Here is an 18,310-nt window from a genome sequence, read left to right as displayed (position 1 = left end):
CGAGTCCGTCCTCAGTCGTCGCGCTCGCCGTTCTCGCCCTCGCCCGCGTCCTCGACCTCGACGTCGGGTCGAGAGACCCACTCGCCGTAGACGAGTCGCCGCGCGACGAACGGGGCGACCAGCAGAACGGGGACCAGGGCGGCCAACTGCGTCAGCGAGTTCGCGGGGGTGAGAAGGGCGACGACGGCGTAGCCGACGCCGTCGATGACGAGCATCGTCACGAGAAAGCGCCCGTACTGGCTCATTCCAGTAGCTCGGGCAGGTCGTTGACGGAGTCGACGACGGCCGCCGCGCCGGCGGCCTCGTACTTCCGGCGACCCTCCTCGCCCGTCAGCCCGCCCGTCAGGACGCCGATGCCGTAGTACTCCCGATCGGGGTCCGTCTCGGCGGCGTTGACGGCGGTCTCGACGTCGTCGAGCGTGTCGCCGGTGAACGTCACCGCGTGGGCGTCGAACCGCTCTGCGAGCGTGACGAGCGCGTGGGGGTGGGGTTTCCCCTCCTCCCAGTCGTCCATCGTGAAGCGGTGTTCGTCGGGGACGTCGAGGCCGACGCGGTCGAGCGCGATGTCGGCTTCGGCGGCGGGGCGGCCGGTGACGACGCCGACGTCGAACCTGTCCGTCAGGTCGTCGATGGTCTCCGGTTCGACGATGACCGGTTCGTCGTGGATGTAGCCGGGGGCGTCGAACGGCGGGTCGCCGCCTTCGAGCTCGCGGTAGAGGTCGCTGCCGAGATAGAGCGTCTGGAACACGTCGCGGAGGCGTTCTCTGTCCCACTTGTCGCGGACCCGCGCCTGCGAGATGCTGGGCATCTCGGCGGCGACGGTGCGGGCCGCCTCCAGTCCACCCCCGCGTTCGGCGACGGCGTCGGTGAACTCTGCGACGTTCGTTCGGAGTCCCTCACGGCGTGCGAGGACGAACAGCGCGGCGGCGTAGGTGAGTTCCCAGTCGTTGTTGAAGCCGCCGGCGTCCTTGAACTGCTGGATATCCTCGATGTCGATGGTCTTGCCGTACACTCGGTCGACCGACTCGACGATGGCCCGCCGGTAGGAGTCGGCGACGTCGACGAGCACGCCGTCGATGTCGAGGACGACTGCGTCCGCATGCATAGGTTTCGTGCGGAACGCACGTGGTAAAATTCTTCCGTCTCACCGGTCGACGGCGGTGTACAGCGTCTCTCTGCCCACCGTCTCGCGTCGGACCGGGATCGTCGGCTCCTCGTAGCCCAGCGTCGTGAAGACGAACTCGGCGTCGACGCGACGGGCGACGTCGCGGGTCGGACGCTGCAGTTCGGCCGGGAGGTTCAACGCGTAGATGGCGTCGACACAGTAGAGCGACCCGAGCTCGGAGCGCTCGCTCCGGGCGACGACGTCGTCGCGGACGAACCGCACACCGTCGGGGACGTCGACCTCGTCGACGTCCGTTGCGGTGACCGTCTTGCCGGCGGCGGCGAGCGCCGCGGCGACGTCCGGGTTGCGGCCGACACCCACCTCGAGGAGCGTGTCGTAGCGGGTGAGGCGGGCGGCCAGCGCGTCGCGGGGAAAGCTCTCCACGTCGGGATATTTATGAGAGACGGCCGCTTAACACCTTTCATGCTTGTCGACATCGTGCCCATCGGGGACGTTCCGGCACAGGTCAAGCGCGAGGCCTCGGCCGCCTTGCGTTCGGTCTACGACCTCGACGTGACCGTCCACGACGAGCAGACGATCCCCGAGGGCGCGTTCGATCGCGGTCGCAACCAGTACCGAGCCGAGGAGTTCATCGAACTCGCGAGTCGGGTCGGTAGCGGTGACAAGAACATCGGTATCACGCCCCAGGACCTCTTCTATCGCCGTCGCAACTACGTGTTCGGTCTCGCCTACCTCAACGGCAACGGCTCGGTCATCTCGACGTACCGCCTCCAGACCTCCTCGGACGGTGGGATCTCGACGAAGCCGCAAAGCGAGGTGTTCGCCGACCGCGTCCGCAAGGAGGTCGTCCACGAGATCGGCCACACGTTCGGACTCGAACACTGCGACAACTCCAAGTGCGTGATGAGCTTCTCTCCGACCGTCCGCGAAGTCGACGTCAAAGAGGAGAACCTCTGCGGCACCTGTAGCCGGTTCTACCGGTAGCTACCGACCGTCGTCCCCGACTTAACCCGTTCGGTCGTTCTTTCTGTCGTACAACTGTCCCACTGCTTCATCCCCGTGGGAGTCCTACACACGACTGGAGGTCTCTCGATGAACATCTCACAAATCGTCTCCCAGGAGTTCCGTACTCTCGACGCCGACGCGCCCGTCTCGAAGCTGACCGGCGCGTTCGACGATCCGACGCTGAAGGCCGTCGTCGTCACCGGCAGCGCCGACTACGAGGGGGTGGTGACGCAGCGGCAACTGCTCGCGTCGCACCGAAAGCCGACGGCGAAGGTCGGCACGCTCGTCTACCACGTCCCCACGATCGACGAGACCACCGACGTGCGGGAGGCCGCGCGGCTGATGGTCGAGTCGCGGTCGATGGTGTTGCCCGTCCTCGCGGGCGACACGCTCCAGGGCGTCGTCCACGCGAACGACCTCCTCGAGCTGGTCCAGTCGTCGCTCTCGGCGCTCGACGTCGAGGACGTCGCCACGGACGACCTCTGTACCGTCGCGCCGACGGACACGCTGGGGTCGGCGCTGAACCAGTTCCGCGAGCGTCGCATCACCCACCTGCCGGTCGTCGACGACCGCGACCTCGTCGGCATCCTCAGCGCCTCGGACGTCGTCGAGTTCACCACCCGCGAGATGTCGAAGAGCAAGGGTGGCGACCCCGGACTCGCGACCGGCCGCTCTCACGGCGGGTTCGGCGCCCGCGAGGGCGACACCGACCGGATGCTCGATCTGCCGGTCCGCGATCTGATGACGTCGCCGGTCGACAGCATCACGCCCGACGCGACGCTCGAGACCGCCGTCGACCGGATGCTCGACGTCGGCTGTTCGTCGCTCGTCGTCGTCGACGAGGCGGAGACGCCGACCGGCATCGTCACCAAGACCGACGTGCTGCGGTCGCTGACGTGGACGCCGAAGGGCCACCGCGGCGTGCAGGTCGTCGGCATCGGGTTGCTGGAGGACATGTCCTACGCGGACGTGGCGACGCTCGTCGACGACCTCGTCAGCAAGGACGGCGAGCTGACGCTGCTGGACGCGACCATCCACCTCCACCGCCACGACGAGAAGCTCCGCGGGACGCCGCTCGTGCTCGCTCGCATCCGACTGTTCACCGACAAGGGGCTCTTCGTCGCCTCCGGCGAGGGCTACGGTGCCCGGCACGCGCTCACTGAGGCGCGCGACGTCGTCGACCGTCAGATCCGCGACCGGAAGACCTACGCACAGAGCAAGAAGCATCCCGACGACGACACCCGGACTCACCTCCGGGGGTACTGACGGTCCCGTGTCCGATCGTGGCTGACGCCGCCTGAACGGCCGTTCCCAGCACCCGTCGGGCGGCTCCCTCGCTCGGTACGCGAGCGGCCGTTCTCCTCTCGGCACGCGAACAGCTATCGGCACGGCGAACGTAGTGTACTCGGTGACTCCCCGTGAAGTTCCTCGTCGCAGTCGACGGTTCGAAAGAGAGTACGCGCGCACTCGACTACGCCATCACGATCGCCGACGGACTCGGCGCCTCGCTGACCGTGGTCCACGCAGTCGAACCGGAGGTGTACTCGGAGGGCGGTGACGCCCCCATCACGAGTCTCTCCGAGGCCGAACGACGCCTCGTCGTCGAGGCGGTGACGGACGCCGAGGACCGCGCGCAGCGAGTCCTCGACGACGCGGAGGCCCGGGTCGCCGACGCCGACGCCGGCGTCGACGTCGAGAGCGAGTTGCTCTACGGCGATCCGATGGCCGTCCTCCCCTCGTACCTCGAACGGGTCCCGTTCGACGGCGTCTTCGTCGGCCACCGTGGCTACTCGAAGCGGTACGAGGGGCTGCTCGGCAGCGTCGCGAAGGGACTCGTCGAACGGTCGCCGGTACCGGTGACCGTGGTTCGCTGACCGACTCTCCTACGTCTCGGCGCTCTCCTCCGTCTCGGCGAGATGCTGTGCGAACCACGTCGCCGCGTGTTCGGCGACGGCGTCGAGCGTCCCCGGCTCTTCGAACAGATGTCCCGCACCCGGGACGATCTCCAACTCCTTCGTACAGGTGAGCTTCGAGAACGCCGCCTCGTTGAGCGCGAGGACGTCCGTGTCCGCCTCGCCGACGACGAACAGCGTCGGTGCGGTCACGTCCGCGAGCGCGTCGCTGGCGAGGTCGACGCGACCGCCGCGGGAGACGACCGCGCCGATCTGGTCGCCGAGTTCCGCGGCCGCCCGTAACGCCGACGCCGCCCCCGTGCTCGACCCGAAGTAGCCGATCCGGAGGTCGGCCGTCTCGTCTCCCTCGGCGACCCACGCGGTGACGTCGACGAGTCGCCGCGTCAGGAGGTCGACGTCGAACCGAGTCTCGTACGTCTCGTCTTCCGCCTCGGTCAGGAGGTCGAAGAGGAGCGTGGCGAGTCCGTGTCGTCTGGCGACCTCCGCGACGAAGTTGTTGCGTGGACTGTGTCGACTGCTGCCGCTGCCGTGGCTGAACACGACGATCCCCGTCGCGTCGTCTGGGACGACGAGCGCCCCGTCGAGCGTGACGTCGTCCAACTCGATGTCGACGATCATCCCGAGTTCGTTCTCCCGACCTGCGTCTCCCGAACGATCGATGCTCATCCGTAGAGAGACGCGTGCCAGTCACATCGCTGTTTGCCTCCCTCGCTCAGTCGCTCGACGTCGTGATCTGCTCTTCGGGCGGGACGAACGACCCCACGGAGGCGGTGTAGAGCGCGATCGTCGCCACCCGGAGGAGGTAGACCACGAGGAAGACGAGCGGGGCGAACAGGATCGGCGTCGTGAGGACGACGACGAGAGGGAGCTGAGCGGGCGAGATCGTCGTCGGGATACTCGACGAGCTCGTGTACACCGTCGTCAGCGCGTAGTTCGTGACGACCGCGAGCACCCCGGTGTAGATGATGCGTCGCGACAGGATGGCCAGATCCTGCTGGATCGCGAGCGTCTTGAAGAACTGTCTGATGGTGGCGACGGCCTTCAGCAGCTCGAAGATCGCCTCGAGATCGTCGTTCGACCCCGTCGAGATGTGGTTGCCGTACAGCGACCGGAGTTCGCGGACCCGATCCATGTGGTAGGCGTACCTGCTGCCGATCATGATGTCGAGCACCTTGAACGTCTCGTCACCCTCTCTGACCTGACCGAGATGTTGGGCGTAGGAGACGAGTTCCTGCGTGTACTCGGCGAACTCGTCGGCGTAGTCGGCCTCCGAGTCGTCGATCGTCCGTTCGAGGTTGGCCGCCCGCCGCTCGATCGTCTCGGCGACGAGTCCGAGGAACGACGCCGGGTCGTTCGGACTCGTCCGGACGTCGGCGATCGCCTCGACGTTGCGACGGAACTCGAAGTTCCCCTCGAGTCGATCGGTGAGCCCCGACGGCGACCCGAAGACGCGAGAGAGAATGAGCTGGTTGATGGAGAGACTCACCGTGATGAGCGAGAGCAGTCCCGAGAGCATCCCGCTGGCGAGAAGCGAGAGCATCGAACTCCCGGGGCCGACGTACATGATCCCCGTCTCGACGAGCACGCCGGTGACGACGAGGAGACAGAGCAGGACAATACCGGCCAATCTCGGCCGACTACCGGTGAGAAGATACCACTCTTTGAGACGGTTGAGGTGGTCTGGGCTGTCTTGATTCGTCATAGAGAGCTTCGTCCGACGGTGCTCGTGGCGACGGCAAAAGTCGAGTGGCCAACCCCGAGCAACCTGCGGAGGACGGTCGAGCCCGCGTCTACGGGGCGTAGTAGTACTCGCCCTGCTTCTTCTGTTGGCGGTCCAGCTGCGAGCCGGGCTTGTTGATGCGGGGACGACCCGTCCGCTCGTCGCGGCGGAAGGTGATGTCGAGGTCGGCGAGGAAGTCGTTCATCCCCGCGCGCATCTCCTGCGGTTTCGAGGCGTGGCCGTGCTGGGCGGGTTCGCCGTCGAACACCATCAGACGGTCGGCCAGCAGGTCGATCATGTAGATGTCGTGGTCGATGACCATCACCGTCGCGTCGTGGTTCTCGGCGTAGCGACGGATGGCCGAGGTCGCCTGCACCCGCTGTTCGACGTCGAGGTGTGCCGACGGCTCGTCGAGCAGGTAGAGGTCGGCGTCCTTCGACAGGCAGGCCGCGATGGCGACCCGCTGACGCTCGCCGCCCGAGAGGTCGGTGAGCTGTTGCTCCATGATACGGTTGAGCTGGAGCGGCTGGGCGACTTCGGTGTTCCAGTAGGAGCTCCCGAAGTCGTCCGTGATAGAGGAGAGGAACGTGTCGACGCGCATCGGCTGGTCGATCTCGATGTACTGCGGTTTGTAGGAGATGTCCAGCCGGAAGTCGAGATCGCCCTCGTCGGGTTCGAGCGCACCCGTGAACAGCTGTGCGAGCGTCGACTTCCCGATCCCGTTGGGACCGACGATGCCGAGCACCTCGCTCTTGTGGATCGAGCCCCCCTCGACCTCGAGAGAGAACTCGCCTTCGCCGTAGGACTTCGCGATGTCGGGGTAGTCGACGAGCACGTCGCCCTTGGCGGTCTCACGCGGGGCGTGCTCCTCGAAGGTGATCGACTCCGGACGGATCCGCATGTTCTCGTTCGTGAGATACCCCTTCAGGTACTCGTTGATACCGTTGCGGACCGACTTGGGGTCGGTGACGACACCGAACGCGCCGGGTTCACCGTAGGCGACGTGGAGCGTGTCGGTCAGCAGGTCGAGGATCGCGAGGTCGTGTTCGACGACGAGCATCGAGCGGTCGGCCTCGTCGTCCTCGGCCAACTCCTGGACGAGACGGGCGGCCTTGACGCGCTGACCGATGTCGAGATAGGGGGTGATCTCGTCGAGGAAGTAGAAGTCGGCGTCGCGGGCGAGCGTGGCCGCCAGTGCGACGCGCTGGAGCTCCCCGCCGGAGATTGAGTCGATGTCCTGGTCCATCACCGGCCGGATCGACAGCTCGTCGACGAGGTAGTCGAGCGCCCCGCGCTCGTCGGTGCGTTCGAGCAACTCGCGCGTGTTGCCGTCGAACTGTTTCGGGATCTGGTCGACGTACTGCGGTTTCTTCGCCACCGTCAGTTCGCCGTCCAGCAGCCGTTCGATGTAGTTCTGGAGCTCGGTGCCGCGATACCGCTCGAGGACGGCGTCCCAGCCCGGTTCCTCGGCGTAGTTGCCGAGGTTCGGGGTGATCTCGCCGGCGAGCGCCCGAACCGCGGTCGACTTCCCGATCCCGTTGGGGCCGAGGATACCGGTCACTTTCCCTGGCTCCGGGACGGGGAGCCCGTAGAGGGCGAAGGCGTTCTCGCCGTAGCGGTGGATGGGGTCCTCGGTGAGCTCCGAGGGGAGGTTGATGATCTCGATCGCGTCGAACGGACACTTCTCGACGCAGATACCGCAGGTCTCGCCGAGACAGATCTCCTCGCTGATTCTCACTTGGTCCGGGTCGCCTTCCTCGGTGTCCTCGCCGCGGAGCGTGATGCACTCCTTGCCCGTCCGGTTCGGCGGGCAGAAGTTCGAACACTCGTAGTTACAGCGGTCCGGCGAACACCGATCGAGGTCGACGACGGCGATGCTGTCGTCGGACATCTCAGAACGTGACCTCTGCGGTCAGCATGATGCCGTAGGAGATGAACCAGAGGGTGAACGTCATGAAGGCGACGTACAGATAGTCCTTCACGCCGAACCCCTCGACGTCGATACCGACGACCCGCAGCAGGGGGAACTGCCCGAGGATGAACGCCCCGAGGATACCCACAGAGAGGGTCTGCTGGGCGGCCTCGGCGCTCGTGCCGACGACGTAGCCGGACGTGAGCGCGGCGGCGACGCCGGCCAGACACGCGAGCGTCGTGACCGTCACCCCCCGCATGTGGTCGGAGAAGTCGGTTGCCGTTTCCGTAGCCATGCCTCATGGTCCGGTATCAGGAATGAAAAGGTGTTCGTTTGCCCGCTGGCTCCGACTGTGCCCACCATGCTGATATGACTCGGGACCCAACTCGGAGACAGGTGTGTATGACTGCCCAAGTCACCAGCGATCGCTTTAGGCCGCTCAACGCCTGAAACGTCGACACGTTGGCGTTTCTGCCGGACGTCGGCCATCAACCTTTATGCCGCTGGCGGCTTTCGAATCGTAATGATGGCTGGAACTGACGAGGAGAATCTCGACGATCTCCCACCGAGCGCGAAACTGGTGTTCAAGGTGCTCGAATACAACGGTCCACTCACGCAGAAAGGCATCGTGCAGGAGTCGATGCTGTCGGCGCGGACCGTCCGCTACGCGCTCGAACGACTGGAAGGGATCGGGATGGTCGACGAAGACGTCTACTTCGCCGACGCCCGACAGAACCTCTATCAGCTCAACGAGCTGAAGGCGGAAGCGGACGGCGGCAAAGAGGCCTGCTGCGCAGAGTGACGATTCGTTCCGGGCACTGACGTCTCACTACTCTCCGTTCTCCGACTGACGACACCGACCCGACAGTCACGTCGTTATCCGACCTGACAGTCACGCCGCTACCGACGAGACTCGACGTGCGAGCGACGACGCCGTCCGTCGTCAGTCCGTCGTCTCCTGTCGCTCCTCGTCGGCGGACTCCTCTGTCGACGTCCGGTCCGACTCTTCTGTCGACGCCTGCTCCGACTCCCCGCTCGCCGTTCGTTCCCGGTCGTCCGTCTCTCGTTCTCCTCGCGCCGTCCTCGTGGCGTCGATCCACTCGGCGGCACGCTCCTCGGAGACGCCAGTCGTCGCCGCGACGTCGACGACGTCGGCCGCCCGGAGCGCCCTGAACGTCGTGATCCCCGCCGCAGTCAGCCGTTCGGCGTACTTCGGGCCGATACCGTCGATCACCGTGAGATTCTCCGGCTCTCCCTCCTCGGACTCGGCCGTCTCGGACTCGGTCGTCGCGGTCCGCTCGGCCGTGAGTTCGGATACCTGCGCTTCGAGCGCTGCGACCTGCGACTCGAGTTCGTCGATCCGTCGCTGCCGTTCCTCGTCCGGGGTGGAGACGAACGCGACGGTTCCGTCCCCGCGTTCGTCCTCTCCGAGCGCGTCGTCGGGGAGCACGACCCGCAGTCGGTCGTGCGGGACGAACCCGACGACGTGCTTGCGATTCGGGTCCTCGGTCAGCACCAACCCCGTGTCGAGCGCCTTGTAGCCGCCGCAGTCGATCACCGTGCCGTCTTCGAGTACTACCTTCATTGTGGACCTCCAGGACGAGAGCGAGGACGGCCCGCCGCGTCGGCGGTCACTCGTCCACGCTCCCTTCCTCAGACTGCGTCTGTTCGTGCGCAGCGCATACAGAGCTGTCGGCGCGACGTGTCGTCTATCGACCGAATCCGCCCGGCAGAAAGCGTTAAGTTCGCGATAACGTATAACGAGTCGATGGAAACGCTCGCCTCGCGAGTCATCGAACGCTGTGAGGAGATCCCCGCCGACCCCGCCCCGGGCAACTACGTCGTCGTCGACGTCATCTTCTTCTCGACCACCGTCGTCGAACTGTTCGAGAACGGCGCGGCGTCGCTACACGTGGTCGACGAGAAACCGCAGACGCTCGAACGCAAAGCGGAGAACCCCGACGTCTGCGCCGGTGGTAATCGGACAGCGGAGTACGAGGCCGCCGGCGACTACGACTTCTTCAACTCGCCGAGCTTCGTCCAGACGCTCGACGTCGAGGGCCGGCCGGTCGCCATGACCTCGACGAACGGCGGCCGGGCGATCAACGCGCTGCTCGCGACCGACCCCGACCCCGACGACGTCGACGTCTTCGTCGGGTCGACGACGAACGCGGCGGCGCTCGCAGCCCACCTCCGCGCTCGCGACGACGACCGACCGACCTACCTCGTCAGCTCGGGCACCCGCGGCGACGTCGCCACCGAGGACCACATCGGTGCGACGCTCGTCGGCCGGCACCTCGAGGGCCACCCGCCCACGGAGGTCGAACGCGAGATCTTCCGCCAACATCTGCCGACCGCGAAGGGGGAAGCCTACCTCGCGGACGCCCATCCGACGCGACGGCGCGACCTCACCGAGTACATCACCGCGTTCGACGAACGGACCGCGGTGCCGAAGCTCGAAGACGGCGCGTTCGTCGACGTGAGCGACCGACTGGCGACCGCCGCAGCGGCAACGAACTGAGAGGGGTTAACAAAAGGCATGGAGTCCCCGGCCTAGTAGGTAGCTACTGGTTCCGAGTGCAAACGTCACGAGTAGTGTAATCGGGAGTGCCTCAAAGAAGACGAGGAACCAAGGTAGCTCGATCGGGCAAACATAACTGGTGCTTGCTCCTCTCCCAGCTGCCGCAAGCGTGGCCGAACACGCGCTGAAATAGTGGGGGAATGACGCCCCAAACACCAGTGACCACGTCGCAATCAAGCCGCCATTCAGATATGCGACGACACTGCCGAGAAGGGTTGCAGTAAAGACAACTACGTAGATCGTCGCACTCCGACCGAACAGATAGAATGCGGGTGACAAATTGAACGCGACAGTCGCAAAGAACAGAACCGACAGTACCAATCCGCTCACAGTCACGGGACGCGAAAATCCGACAAACCAGCGTCTGTTGAGAAAGCCGTCCATTAGATACGTGTAAACGGATCTTCTATTTAAGCGGTTGTGAGTCTACTTTTGAGCGTTGAGACGCCCGAATTGAAATCTGGTATGACCGACATGCGCGCTGAGTTCACCTATGGAAATTCTGCTGGCTCAACTAACCACCGCTGGCGATAAAGTTGTTCGCACGATCTCACGTCTCTCGCTCTTCAACGGCGCGAAACCACTAGGCTGCGTGGTGATTGAGACCTCCACAACCGGTAGGCGGTCGGAACGAGTTCCGCTATAGCTGTCGCTCACGCTGGCTCCACCCGGCCACTGAGGGACGCCGGTCCGGCGTCCCTCAGGTTCCCTTTCTCAGGCGCTCACCCCCGGTGGGTCGTAGACTTCCTCCCGGTCAAGCATGTGGTAAATCGATACCAGTAGCTTCCGCGCGGTTGCCACGATTGCTTTCTTGGAACTCTTGCGACTTGCCAAGCGGTCGTAGAACCGACGCAAGTACTCGTCGTTACAGGTGTGAACTGCGACGTACGTACACTGGACGAGGATCCATCGTACCCGTCCGGATCCTCGCTTTGAGATGCCACCCTCGAACCGCGAGTCGCCAGACTCGCGGATCACCGGGTTCAATCCCACGTAACTCACGACTTGTTTATCCTCGTCGAACCGCTCGATCTCGCCAAGTTCAGCGTAGATCGTTAACGCTGAGTAGTAGCTGACACCAGGAATCGTCATCAGCAGCTGGGTCTCCTTCAGAGACCCAGCGCGTTCCTCGATCTCCAGTTCGAGCGACTCGATTTCAGCGGTGAGCGTTTCGATTATCGTCACGTAGGAGTCCAGTAACGAGTCCCACGGTGTCGGGAGCGAGAGTTCCCGCAGGAACTCTCGTCCCTCCACACTCAGCGGTTTCACGTCTTCGGTGATGCCGTGCTCAGAAAGCAACCCGTGAACTTTGTTCGCGTAGCTGGTTCGATTTTCGACCAACTTCTGTCGCCCGCGCACGAGTGCGCGGGCTTTCCGAACCTCATCGGTAGGAACGTAACTCTCGGGGATGGAATTGAGCCGTACCATCCGCGCGAGCTGTTTCGCATCAACGCGGTCGGTTTTCTTGTCTGAGTGAGCGATGAGCTTCAGTTTGCCAGGGTTGGCGACAACCACGTCCAAGTACTCTGAAAGAGTATCATGGACGTGGTAGTAATTGCTGGTTGCCTCGATCGCTGCTGTGGCTCCAGCGTAGCGCTGGGCGAGGTCGTCGAGGTTCGCGTTTTTGACGCGAACCTCTTCGACAAGCTCACCAGCCTGATCGATTACTGCCACTTGCGCGTACCGCTTGTGTAAGTCGATTCCGAGGTACATGGTTTGTTCCTCCGGGATGGGACGCCGGTGCGTGAACAGAAATTCACCTATGCGGGCTTTCCCGGATGCCGCCGAGCGGCATCCGGGCTGTCTCGCCCAAGTCTCGGCTTCCTGCGCACTCGGACCAGTCAGCACGACGTGCTCTCGGGCACGGAACTCAGCTCGGTCTCTTGCGCCCCATACTTTGTTCACGCGCTCTATGGGTAGCAGAATTTCCATCGAGTCAGCACGACCGCAGAAACCTTACAGAACGATGTCAGAAGTACCGTGCAACACTCAGAGGGTGTATGCAGCAAACGAGAGAAACTCACCTGAGTGGGTGGACTAACAATATGTGGGAAAATACTTGTAGCCACCCACCGTAGGTGAGAGTATGTCCGAGGCAACGCTGGACGGTCGTGGACGCCTCACACTCCCCAAAGAGATTCGAGAGCGGTACGGTGAACACTACCATATCGTCCAACTGCACGATGGTATCAAGCTCGTTCCAATCGAAGACGACCCACTCGATGCCCTCCGTTCCGAGTTCGCGGACGTCGAGAAGACGGCCGAAGAACTCCGCGAGCAAGCACGTAACGCAGCGCTAGACGAGGCTGGACGCTGAATGTACGCGGAAACCGACTTCCTTCTGGCACTGATCAAGGACGAAGACTGGCTTGGTGACGCCGCAGAGGTTGTTTACCGCAACCGTCAGGACGAACTGTGGACATCTCAGTTTACACTCATTGAACTCCTCATGGTTGCATACCGTGAAGGACGGAATACTGAACGAGTCATCACCAATGCGGCTGCTCTCCTGGAAGTCCGCGGTGACGTGGATACAGTCGTCGCAGCTGCGACTTACGTCGAAGATCACGGGTTCACACCCTTTGATGCACTCCATCTCGTCGAATCCGATGGTGACGCTATCGTCTCGAGTGACGAAACGTACGAATCGTTTGCCCCACGACTTGACCTGAAAACAGTCCAAGACGAGTGACGGCGGTTCGTCGAACATAGTTACTCCAAGAAACAGCAGTGGGGTTCTCGGCGTTTCTCGAATAGAAACTGTACGGCAGTTCCGCTATACAGAACACCAAAGCCCAGTTGGTTGCGTGACAGATACGCTCTCCTCAGCACGACCGTCGAAACCTCCTCAGCCCCTGTCAGAGTTCGTGTGTAACACTCAGAGGGATGTATTCAGCACCAGTATCCGCGCGAGCGGAGCGAGCGCGGTTCCCGGACGGCGAGGCCGGAGGCCGAGCAGTTCGCCTTTTTCATCGACGTTTTTGCGCCGAGTGGTTCGCCGGAGGCGAACCCGAGGCGGAAAAGGTCGCGCGCTACATTCAACACGCAGATGTTAGCAGGTAAGACGCTTCTGGCGTTGAAGCGTACGAGAACTCCCGTTGATCGCTATGCGAAGAACGGAAGAGAGCCGAGCGTCGATTCGGCCGTCGTCAGGCCGTGACGACGGTGATCTGTTTCTTCCGGTCGATGGCGTCCTCCAGTTCGTCGGCGATGGCGCTGCCGCGGGACACCTGGATGTCCCCGCCGCGACCGACCGTCGCCGTGAACAGGTAGTCGCCGTCGGCGCGGACCTCGACCGTCTCGCCGACGTGTTCGTCCATCCGGATGACGACGTGTCGCGAGGTGATCTCGGGGGTGACGATCTCTCCCTCGCGGAGCTGTCCGCCGCCGTCCGCGCCGCCGGTGCTGGCAGTGCTCGGACCGCCGGCGCTGTCACCCATCTTGGGGTTCTCCTCGTGGGTGCGGACGTCGATGTCGATGCCGAGCCGTTCCTCGACGTCGTTGATGCGACCGCCGCCTTTCCCGATGACGTAGGAGATGTCGTCCTCTTCGACGTAGACGACCGCCTTGTCTTGCCCCTGCAGTTGAACGTCGACGTGACCGCGGGCGATCGAGCGGATCTCGCGTTCGATCTCCTGACGAGCGATGCGGCCGACGCCGGACTCCTCTTTCCCGCCCTCGTCCTCGTCGAGCGGCACCGTGACGACCTGCCGGTTGAAGGTGTAGATCTCGTAGGCGGGTTGCTGCGTCTCGAAGTCCCGCACCTGGATCACCGGTCGGGCGAGGTCCTCGGCGGTCATCCCCGCGGGGACCTTCACCTCGGTCGTCACGTCGTAGACGGTGTGAATCTCACCGGCCTCGATGTAGACGACGGTGTCGACGACCTGCGGGATCATCCCGAGTTCGACGCGGCCGACCAGCCGCTGGAGCGCGTCGATGGCGCGAGTGGCGTGGACGACGCCGACCATCCCGACGCCCGCCAGACGCATGTCGGCGAAGACGCCGAAGTCGTCGGTCTTGCGCACCTCGTCGTAGATGGTGTAGTCCGGCCGGACCAAGAGCAGCGAGTCGGCCGTCTTCGCCATCTCTCCGCCGAGGGCGGTGTACTGGGTGATCTCGGGACCGACCTGCAGGTCACGCGGCTTCTCCATCGTCTTGACCGCGTAGTCGCTGTCGTTGAGGAACTCCGCGACCGCCTGTGCGAACGTCGACTTCCCGGCACCCGGTGCGCCGGAGATGAGCACGCCGCGCTGGCGCTCTGCGAGGCGGTCTTTGAGCTCGTCGGCGAACTCGTAGTCCTCGATGTCGGTCTTCGCGATGGGGCGGACGGCGGTGATCTCGAGGGCGTCCGCGAAGGGCGGACGGGCGACGGCGATCCGGTAGTCGTGGAACTGGACGATGGTCATCCCCGGCTCCTGCAGTTCGACGAACCCCTCGGGGCTGGAGCGGGCGCTCTCCTCGATGTCGTGGGCCCACTCTTTCAGATCCGCTTCGGTCGAGACCTCCTCGCTGATGGCCTCGTAGTGCATGTCCGCGAGCTCGCCGCGCTTGGCCTTCGGCTTCGTCCCTACCTTCAGGTGGACGCTCATCGTCTGGTCGTCGAAGAACTCCTCGATGACGAGATGCTCCTTTCCCCTCCCTCTGGGTTCGACGTACTCGACGTCGAGCCCCTTCGCCTTCGCGACCTCCGCCTGGACGCCGTCGCTCGTCAGGAGCGTGGCGTCGTGTTCGTCCGCGAGATCGCGGATGAGCGCGTCGATGTCGCCCTCGTGGGCGGCCGTCTGTTCGTCGCTGCTCGGCCGGCGGCCGACGTACTCGACGGTGATCGCCCCGTCGTCGGCGAAGTTCGTCAGCCGCTGGAGTTCTTCGAGGCCCTCCCAGCCGCTGTCGTGACCGGCGTTGGCCTGCGATTCGAGCTCGCCGACGACCGCCTCGGGGACGAGGACGGCCGCGCCCTCGTACGCTCCCGAGTCGATCCGCTCGGACACGCGGCCGTCGATGACCGCGCTCGTGTCCGGCACTACGTTCATGTCCCCTGGTTGGGTCGGCGCGTTGATAAGGGTATATACTGGACGAGGGCCGCAGGTTTATTCTTCCTCAGGAGCGGTGCCGACGTCGAACTCGAACCGGAGGCCGCCGGCTCGACCTGGCCCCACCGTCGCCCGCCAGCCGTGACCCTCGGCGATGGCGTTGACGATCTTCATCCCCAGCCCCTCTATCGTCTCGGTCCGGTCGAGATACTCGCCGAGCGGCGTCGGTTCGACGAGATCCGGCACCCCCGGACCGTCGTCCTCGACGGAGAACCCCTCGCCGGTCTCGAACTGGCGGACGGTGACGGTGACGCCCTCGCCGCCGTGCTCGACACTGTTGCGAAAGAGGTTCTCGAACAGCTGCTGGAGGCGGACGCGGTCGGCGACGACGGTCTCGAGGTCGGTGCCGACGTCGAACGTCGCGTCGCCCGTCTCGACCGACTGCCAGGCCGCGTACGCCGCGGTGACGAGCGCGACCGGCTCCTTCGGACCGATGGCGTGGCCGCGTCGGGCGAGGAGCAGGAGACTGTCGACGAGTTCCTCCATCCGGCCGTGGGCGGCGTCGACCTTCGCGAGCAGCGACAGGTCACCCGTCTCGTGTGCGAGGTCGGTGTACCCCCGTGCGACTGCCAGCGGGTTCCGGAGGTCGTGTGAGAGCACGCTCGCCAGCGACTCCAACTGGCGGTTCTTCGCGGCGAGCTCGCGCTGCCGTCTGTCGATCTCCGTGACGTCTTCGACCGTGGCGACCGCGTAGACGATCTCGCCGTCACCGTCGCGGATCGGTGCCGTGTTGAGACGCAGGACGGCCCGTTCGCCGTCGGGGAGCGCGACCGTGAGCCGTCGTCCGTAGGTCGCCTCGCCCTCGAAGGCCAGCGAGAACGGGTTCTCCTCGGGGGGGATCGGGTCGCCGTCGACGTCGGTCGGGTCCCACTCCGGTGCGAAGACGTTCTGACCGACGATCGTCTCGGTCTCGCTGTCGAACACCGCGGCGATGCGCTCGTTGGCGAGCGTGACCGTCCCGGAACGGTCCGCGACGACGATGCCGATCGGACTCGTCTCCAGCACCTGCTCGAGCACGTGCTCGGAGAGGCTCTCGTACGTCAGCTCGTCTCTCCGTGTAGTCACGTCTGGAATATGTAACGTATTTATATAAAAATGTCTGTCAGTCTCGACGCCCGGTCCGTTCCGCCGTGGACCGACCCATTAAGACGGACGCGGGCGACCCTCGAACCATGTCCGAGGTCGTCGATCTGACCCGCGAACTCGTCGCACTCGCCAGTCACGAAGACGAAACCGCCGCTGGCGACGCCATCGAGACGTGGCTCCGCCGGGAGACCGACGCGGTCGTCCGGCGAGACGAGGCGGGCAACGTCGTCGCTCGGCGATCGGCGGGCCGTCGGACGGTCTCCTCGGACGCCGCACGGCGCGCAGACACCTCCTTGGCGCTCGTCGGCCACCACGACGTCGTCCCGCCCGCGGACCGACAGGTCGACGACGCGGGGGAGTACGTCGTCACGGAGCGCGAGGGGCGACTCTACGGCCGCGGGACGGCGGACATGAAAGGCTCCGTCGCGGCCGCGATGTGTGCGTTCCGCGACGCCGACCCGGTCTGCGAACTCGTGTTCGCGAGTTTCGTCGGCGAGGAGATCGGCGGCGTCGGCGCTCGTGCGGCCATCGACGACGGGTTCGCTCCGGACTACGCACTCGTCGGCGAGGGGTCGACCAACTACTCCGGCGACGACGTGACGGACGTCGTCGTCGCCCACAAGGGGCGTCGCGGGAGCACCGTCGTCGCCCACGGCGAGTCGACGCACGCGAGCGTCCCCGAGTCGGGGGTCAACGCCGTCTACCGCGCCTGCGACGCGGTCGACCTCGTCCGCGAGATGGCGTTCCCGGAGGCGGAGGTGTTCGGCGAGCGACTCCGCGGCAGCGTCGCAGTCACCGGGATCGACGGCGGGTCGGCGTGGAACGTCGTCCCCGACCGCTGTGAGGTGACCGTCGACGAGCGGACCGTCCCCGGCGAGCGCGTCGCACTGGAGGCCGTCGAGGAGATCGAGGGCGTCGAGTGGACCGTCGACCAGGACCTCCCGCCGATGGAGTGCGACGACGGGGCATTCGCCGACGCGGTGCTCGCGGCCGCCCGCGACGCGCAGGACGGCGACCCGAAACTGACGACGAAACCGCACGCGACCGACGCGGGGTGGCTCTCGCAGGCCGGGACGACCTGCGTCGTCTGCGGCGCCTCCGAACCGGGCGAGGCCCACACCGAGACCGAGAGCGTCGGCATCGACGTGCTGGAACGCTGTTACCGCATCTACCGGAACGCCGCCGAACGCGTCGGTGCGGAGCGCATCGATGGCTGACGAGACCGCCGAGGGCGAGGACCAACCGGACGCCCTCGCGTTCCTCGACGAACTCCGAGCCATCGCACAGAACGGTCTCGAATACGCCGAGAACCCCTACGACCGTGAGCGATACGACCGCCTGCTCACCCTCGCGAGCGAGGGGTACGGCGACCTGCTGGAACTTCCCGCTGAGACGGTCCGCGAGCAGTTCGCCGCCGAAGTCGGCCACGCGACCGCGAAGGTCGGCGGCGGGGCGGCCGTCTTCGACGACGAGGGGCGACTCCTGCTCGTCGAACGCGCCGACGACGGCACGTGGGGGCTTCCCGGCGGCTACGTCGACCCCGGCGAATCGCCCGCCGAGACCGCGGTTCGAGAGACCCGAGAGGAGACGGGACTCGACGTCGAAGTCACCGAACTCGTCGACGTCTACCACCGGCCACCGGGACGCCTCGGCCCGCACTCGCTGGTCAGCGTCCGCTACCTCTGTGAGCGGCGGGGCGGCGAACCCGTCACTTCACACGAGACGACGGACGTCCGGTACTGGCCGCTCGACGAGGTACCCGTGTGGCACAAAGACCACGAACGGGCCGCTCGCGACGCGGTCGAGGCGTGGCGGGAACACCGAGAGCGGTAGTCGGCCGGACGGTCGGGTGTCTCAGTCGCCGAAAACACCGCCTT

The 18,310-nt window shown here is 65.2% G+C and carries 20 protein-coding genes; 9 read left to right on the top strand and 11 right to left on the bottom strand.

Annotated elements, in window-relative coordinates:
- Positions 1-11: 11 nt before the first annotated feature.
- The 3 genes from EOHIBHHM_RS04705 to EOHIBHHM_RS04695 are packed head-to-tail and all read right to left on the bottom strand — an operon-like array spanning position 12 to position 1,549.
- Positions 12-245, bottom strand: a complete 234-nt coding sequence (locus EOHIBHHM_RS04705) for a DUF7534 family protein (protein ID WP_497255098.1) — start codon at positions 243-245, stop codon at positions 12-14.
- Positions 242-1,105 carry a TIGR01548 family HAD-type hydrolase gene (locus EOHIBHHM_RS04700; RefSeq protein ID WP_497255096.1) on the bottom strand — a complete coding sequence of 288 codons (864 nt, stop codon included), beginning with the start codon at positions 1,103-1,105 and terminating at the stop codon, positions 242-244. The genes EOHIBHHM_RS04705 and EOHIBHHM_RS04700 overlap by 4 nt, the downstream gene beginning before the upstream one ends.
- 39 nt (positions 1,106-1,144) lie before the next feature.
- Positions 1,145-1,549: a UPF0146 family protein gene (locus EOHIBHHM_RS04695; protein ID WP_497255094.1), complete on the bottom strand. Its 405-nt coding sequence runs from the start codon at positions 1,547-1,549 to the stop codon at positions 1,145-1,147.
- Between the two features lie 39 nt (positions 1,550-1,588).
- On the opposite strand from EOHIBHHM_RS04695, the gene EOHIBHHM_RS04690 reads away from it, so the two are divergent.
- The 3 genes from EOHIBHHM_RS04690 to EOHIBHHM_RS04680 all read left to right on the top strand — a co-directional run bounded on the left by EOHIBHHM_RS04690 (position 1,589) and on the right by EOHIBHHM_RS04680 (position 4,005).
- Complete coding sequence (locus EOHIBHHM_RS04690) at positions 1,589-2,110, top strand: archaemetzincin family Zn-dependent metalloprotease (protein ID WP_497255092.1); 522 nt, start codon at positions 1,589-1,591, stop codon at positions 2,108-2,110.
- Positions 2,111-2,218: 108 nt separating this feature from the next.
- The gene (locus tag EOHIBHHM_RS04685; protein ID WP_497255090.1) at positions 2,219-3,397 is read left to right on the top strand and encodes a CBS domain-containing protein; all 1,179 of its coding nucleotides are present in this window, start codon (positions 2,219-2,221) and stop codon (positions 3,395-3,397) included.
- Between the two features lie 152 nt (positions 3,398-3,549).
- On the top strand, positions 3,550-4,005 hold the full coding sequence (locus EOHIBHHM_RS04680; RefSeq protein WP_497255088.1) for a universal stress protein: 456 nt from the start codon (positions 3,550-3,552) through the stop codon (positions 4,003-4,005).
- Positions 4,006-4,014: 9 nt separating this feature from the next.
- Here EOHIBHHM_RS04680 and EOHIBHHM_RS04675 read toward each other — a convergent pair whose 3' ends face one another.
- The 4 genes from EOHIBHHM_RS04675 to EOHIBHHM_RS04660 all read right to left on the bottom strand — a co-directional run bounded on the left by EOHIBHHM_RS04675 (position 4,015) and on the right by EOHIBHHM_RS04660 (position 7,971).
- Positions 4,015-4,662, bottom strand: a complete 648-nt coding sequence (locus tag EOHIBHHM_RS04675; protein WP_497256910.1) for a dienelactone hydrolase family protein — start codon at positions 4,660-4,662, stop codon at positions 4,015-4,017.
- 94 nt (positions 4,663-4,756) lie between these two features.
- Entirely contained in the window at positions 4,757-5,746 is a 990-nt protein-coding gene (locus EOHIBHHM_RS04670; protein ID WP_497255086.1) for a DUF7972 family membrane protein, read from the bottom strand.
- 88 nt (positions 5,747-5,834) lie between these two features.
- A complete protein-coding gene (locus EOHIBHHM_RS04665; protein WP_497255084.1) occupies positions 5,835-7,655 on the bottom strand; it encodes a ribosome biogenesis/translation initiation ATPase RLI in 1,821 nt (606 codons plus the stop codon).
- Between the two features lies 1 nt (position 7,656).
- Positions 7,657-7,971, bottom strand: a complete 315-nt coding sequence (locus EOHIBHHM_RS04660; RefSeq protein ID WP_089822163.1) for an EMC6-like membrane protein — start codon at positions 7,969-7,971, stop codon at positions 7,657-7,659.
- Positions 7,972-8,202: 231 nt separating this feature from the next.
- Here EOHIBHHM_RS04660 and EOHIBHHM_RS04655 point away from each other — a divergent pair, with 231 nt between their 5' ends.
- Positions 8,203-8,478 (top strand): MarR family transcriptional regulator, encoded by a 276-nt coding sequence (locus EOHIBHHM_RS04655; protein ID WP_089822161.1) that lies wholly within the window; start codon positions 8,203-8,205, stop codon positions 8,476-8,478.
- Between the two features lie 141 nt (positions 8,479-8,619).
- On the opposite strand, the gene EOHIBHHM_RS04650 is transcribed toward EOHIBHHM_RS04655, so the two are convergent.
- Positions 8,620-9,261 (bottom strand): helix-hairpin-helix domain-containing protein, encoded by a 642-nt coding sequence (locus EOHIBHHM_RS04650; protein ID WP_497255082.1) that lies wholly within the window; start codon positions 9,259-9,261, stop codon positions 8,620-8,622.
- A gap of 183 nt (positions 9,262-9,444) precedes the next feature.
- Between EOHIBHHM_RS04650 and EOHIBHHM_RS04645 the strand changes: the two genes are divergently transcribed.
- The gene (locus tag EOHIBHHM_RS04645) at positions 9,445-10,197 is read left to right on the top strand and encodes a 2-phosphosulfolactate phosphatase (RefSeq protein WP_497255080.1); all 753 of its coding nucleotides are present in this window, start codon (positions 9,445-9,447) and stop codon (positions 10,195-10,197) included.
- A gap of 774 nt (positions 10,198-10,971) precedes the next feature.
- Here the strand turns inward: EOHIBHHM_RS04645 and EOHIBHHM_RS04640 are convergent.
- Positions 10,972-11,970, bottom strand: a complete 999-nt coding sequence (locus tag EOHIBHHM_RS04640; protein WP_497250541.1) for an IS110 family RNA-guided transposase — start codon at positions 11,968-11,970, stop codon at positions 10,972-10,974.
- Between the two features lie 373 nt (positions 11,971-12,343).
- Here EOHIBHHM_RS04640 and EOHIBHHM_RS04635 point away from each other — a divergent pair, with 373 nt between their 5' ends.
- Entirely contained in the window at positions 12,344-12,574 is a 231-nt protein-coding gene (locus tag EOHIBHHM_RS04635; RefSeq protein ID WP_497255078.1) for an AbrB/MazE/SpoVT family DNA-binding domain-containing protein, read from the top strand.
- On the top strand, positions 12,575-12,949 hold the full coding sequence (locus EOHIBHHM_RS04630; RefSeq protein WP_497255076.1) for a PIN domain-containing protein: 375 nt from the start codon (positions 12,575-12,577) through the stop codon (positions 12,947-12,949).
- Positions 12,950-13,406: 457 nt separating this feature from the next.
- Here the strand turns inward: EOHIBHHM_RS04630 and EOHIBHHM_RS04625 are convergent, their stop codons facing one another.
- Together EOHIBHHM_RS04625 and EOHIBHHM_RS04620 are read right to left on the bottom strand one after the other, a co-directional pair.
- Complete coding sequence (locus EOHIBHHM_RS04625) at positions 13,407-15,287, bottom strand: PINc/VapC family ATPase (RefSeq protein ID WP_497255074.1); 1,881 nt, start codon at positions 15,285-15,287, stop codon at positions 13,407-13,409.
- A gap of 57 nt (positions 15,288-15,344) precedes the next feature.
- Complete coding sequence (locus EOHIBHHM_RS04620; RefSeq protein WP_497255072.1) at positions 15,345-16,412, bottom strand: PAS domain S-box protein; 1,068 nt, start codon at positions 16,410-16,412, stop codon at positions 15,345-15,347.
- A 107-nt stretch (positions 16,413-16,519) separates the two neighbouring features.
- On the opposite strand from EOHIBHHM_RS04620, the gene EOHIBHHM_RS04615 reads away from it, so the two are divergent.
- Both EOHIBHHM_RS04615 and EOHIBHHM_RS04610 read left to right on the top strand, forming a co-directional pair.
- Positions 16,520-17,650, top strand: a complete 1,131-nt coding sequence (locus EOHIBHHM_RS04615; RefSeq protein ID WP_497255070.1) for a M20 family metallopeptidase — start codon at positions 16,520-16,522, stop codon at positions 17,648-17,650.
- Positions 17,643-18,266, top strand: a complete 624-nt coding sequence (locus tag EOHIBHHM_RS04610) for an NUDIX hydrolase (RefSeq protein ID WP_497255068.1) — start codon at positions 17,643-17,645, stop codon at positions 18,264-18,266. Before EOHIBHHM_RS04615 ends, EOHIBHHM_RS04610 begins: the two co-directional genes overlap by 8 nt.
- Positions 18,267-18,310 lie beyond the last annotated feature (44 nt).

Source organism: Halogranum roseipondis, from assembly GCF_059695585.1.
The sequence above is the reverse complement of the archived record's forward strand: the minus strand, read 5'-3'. Positions and strand labels throughout refer to the sequence as shown.

What these genes read in the sequence shown, in the direction of transcription:
- EOHIBHHM_RS04705 (WP_497255098.1), bottom strand. Translation starts at nt 245, where the DNA reads ATGAGCCAGTACGGGCGCTTTCTCGTGACGATGCTCGTCATCGACGGC.
- EOHIBHHM_RS04700 (WP_497255096.1), bottom strand. Translation starts at nt 1,105, where the DNA reads ATGCATGCGGACGCAGTCGTCCTCGACATCGACGGCGTGCTCGTCGAC.
- EOHIBHHM_RS04690 (WP_497255092.1), top strand. Translation starts at nt 1,589, where the DNA reads ATGCTTGTCGACATCGTGCCCATCGGGGACGTTCCGGCACAGGTCAAG.
- EOHIBHHM_RS04685 (WP_497255090.1), top strand. Translation starts at nt 2,219, where the DNA reads ATGAACATCTCACAAATCGTCTCCCAGGAGTTCCGTACTCTCGACGCC.
- EOHIBHHM_RS04675 (WP_497256910.1), bottom strand. Translation starts at nt 4,662, where the DNA reads ATGATCGTCGACATCGAGTTGGACGACGTCACGCTCGACGGGGCGCTC.
- EOHIBHHM_RS04670 (WP_497255086.1), bottom strand. Translation starts at nt 5,746, where the DNA reads ATGACGAATCAAGACAGCCCAGACCACCTCAACCGTCTCAAAGAGTGG.
- EOHIBHHM_RS04665 (WP_497255084.1), bottom strand. Translation starts at nt 7,655, where the DNA reads ATGTCCGACGACAGCATCGCCGTCGTCGACCTCGATCGGTGTTCGCCG.
- EOHIBHHM_RS04660 (WP_089822163.1), bottom strand. Translation starts at nt 7,971, where the DNA reads ATGGCTACGGAAACGGCAACCGACTTCTCCGACCACATGCGGGGGGTG.
- EOHIBHHM_RS04655 (WP_089822161.1), top strand. Translation starts at nt 8,203, where the DNA reads ATGGCTGGAACTGACGAGGAGAATCTCGACGATCTCCCACCGAGCGCG.
- EOHIBHHM_RS04650 (WP_497255082.1), bottom strand. Translation starts at nt 9,261, where the DNA reads ATGAAGGTAGTACTCGAAGACGGCACGGTGATCGACTGCGGCGGCTAC.
- EOHIBHHM_RS04645 (WP_497255080.1), top strand. Translation starts at nt 9,445, where the DNA reads ATGGAAACGCTCGCCTCGCGAGTCATCGAACGCTGTGAGGAGATCCCC.
- EOHIBHHM_RS04640 (WP_497250541.1), bottom strand. Translation starts at nt 11,970, where the DNA reads ATGTACCTCGGAATCGACTTACACAAGCGGTACGCGCAAGTGGCAGTA.
- EOHIBHHM_RS04635 (WP_497255078.1), top strand. Translation starts at nt 12,344, where the DNA reads ATGTCCGAGGCAACGCTGGACGGTCGTGGACGCCTCACACTCCCCAAA.
- EOHIBHHM_RS04630 (WP_497255076.1), top strand. Translation starts at nt 12,575, where the DNA reads ATGTACGCGGAAACCGACTTCCTTCTGGCACTGATCAAGGACGAAGAC.
- EOHIBHHM_RS04625 (WP_497255074.1), bottom strand. Translation starts at nt 15,287, where the DNA reads ATGAACGTAGTGCCGGACACGAGCGCGGTCATCGACGGCCGCGTGTCC.
- EOHIBHHM_RS04615 (WP_497255070.1), top strand. Translation starts at nt 16,520, where the DNA reads ATGTCCGAGGTCGTCGATCTGACCCGCGAACTCGTCGCACTCGCCAGT.
- EOHIBHHM_RS04610 (WP_497255068.1), top strand. Translation starts at nt 17,643, where the DNA reads ATGGCTGACGAGACCGCCGAGGGCGAGGACCAACCGGACGCCCTCGCG.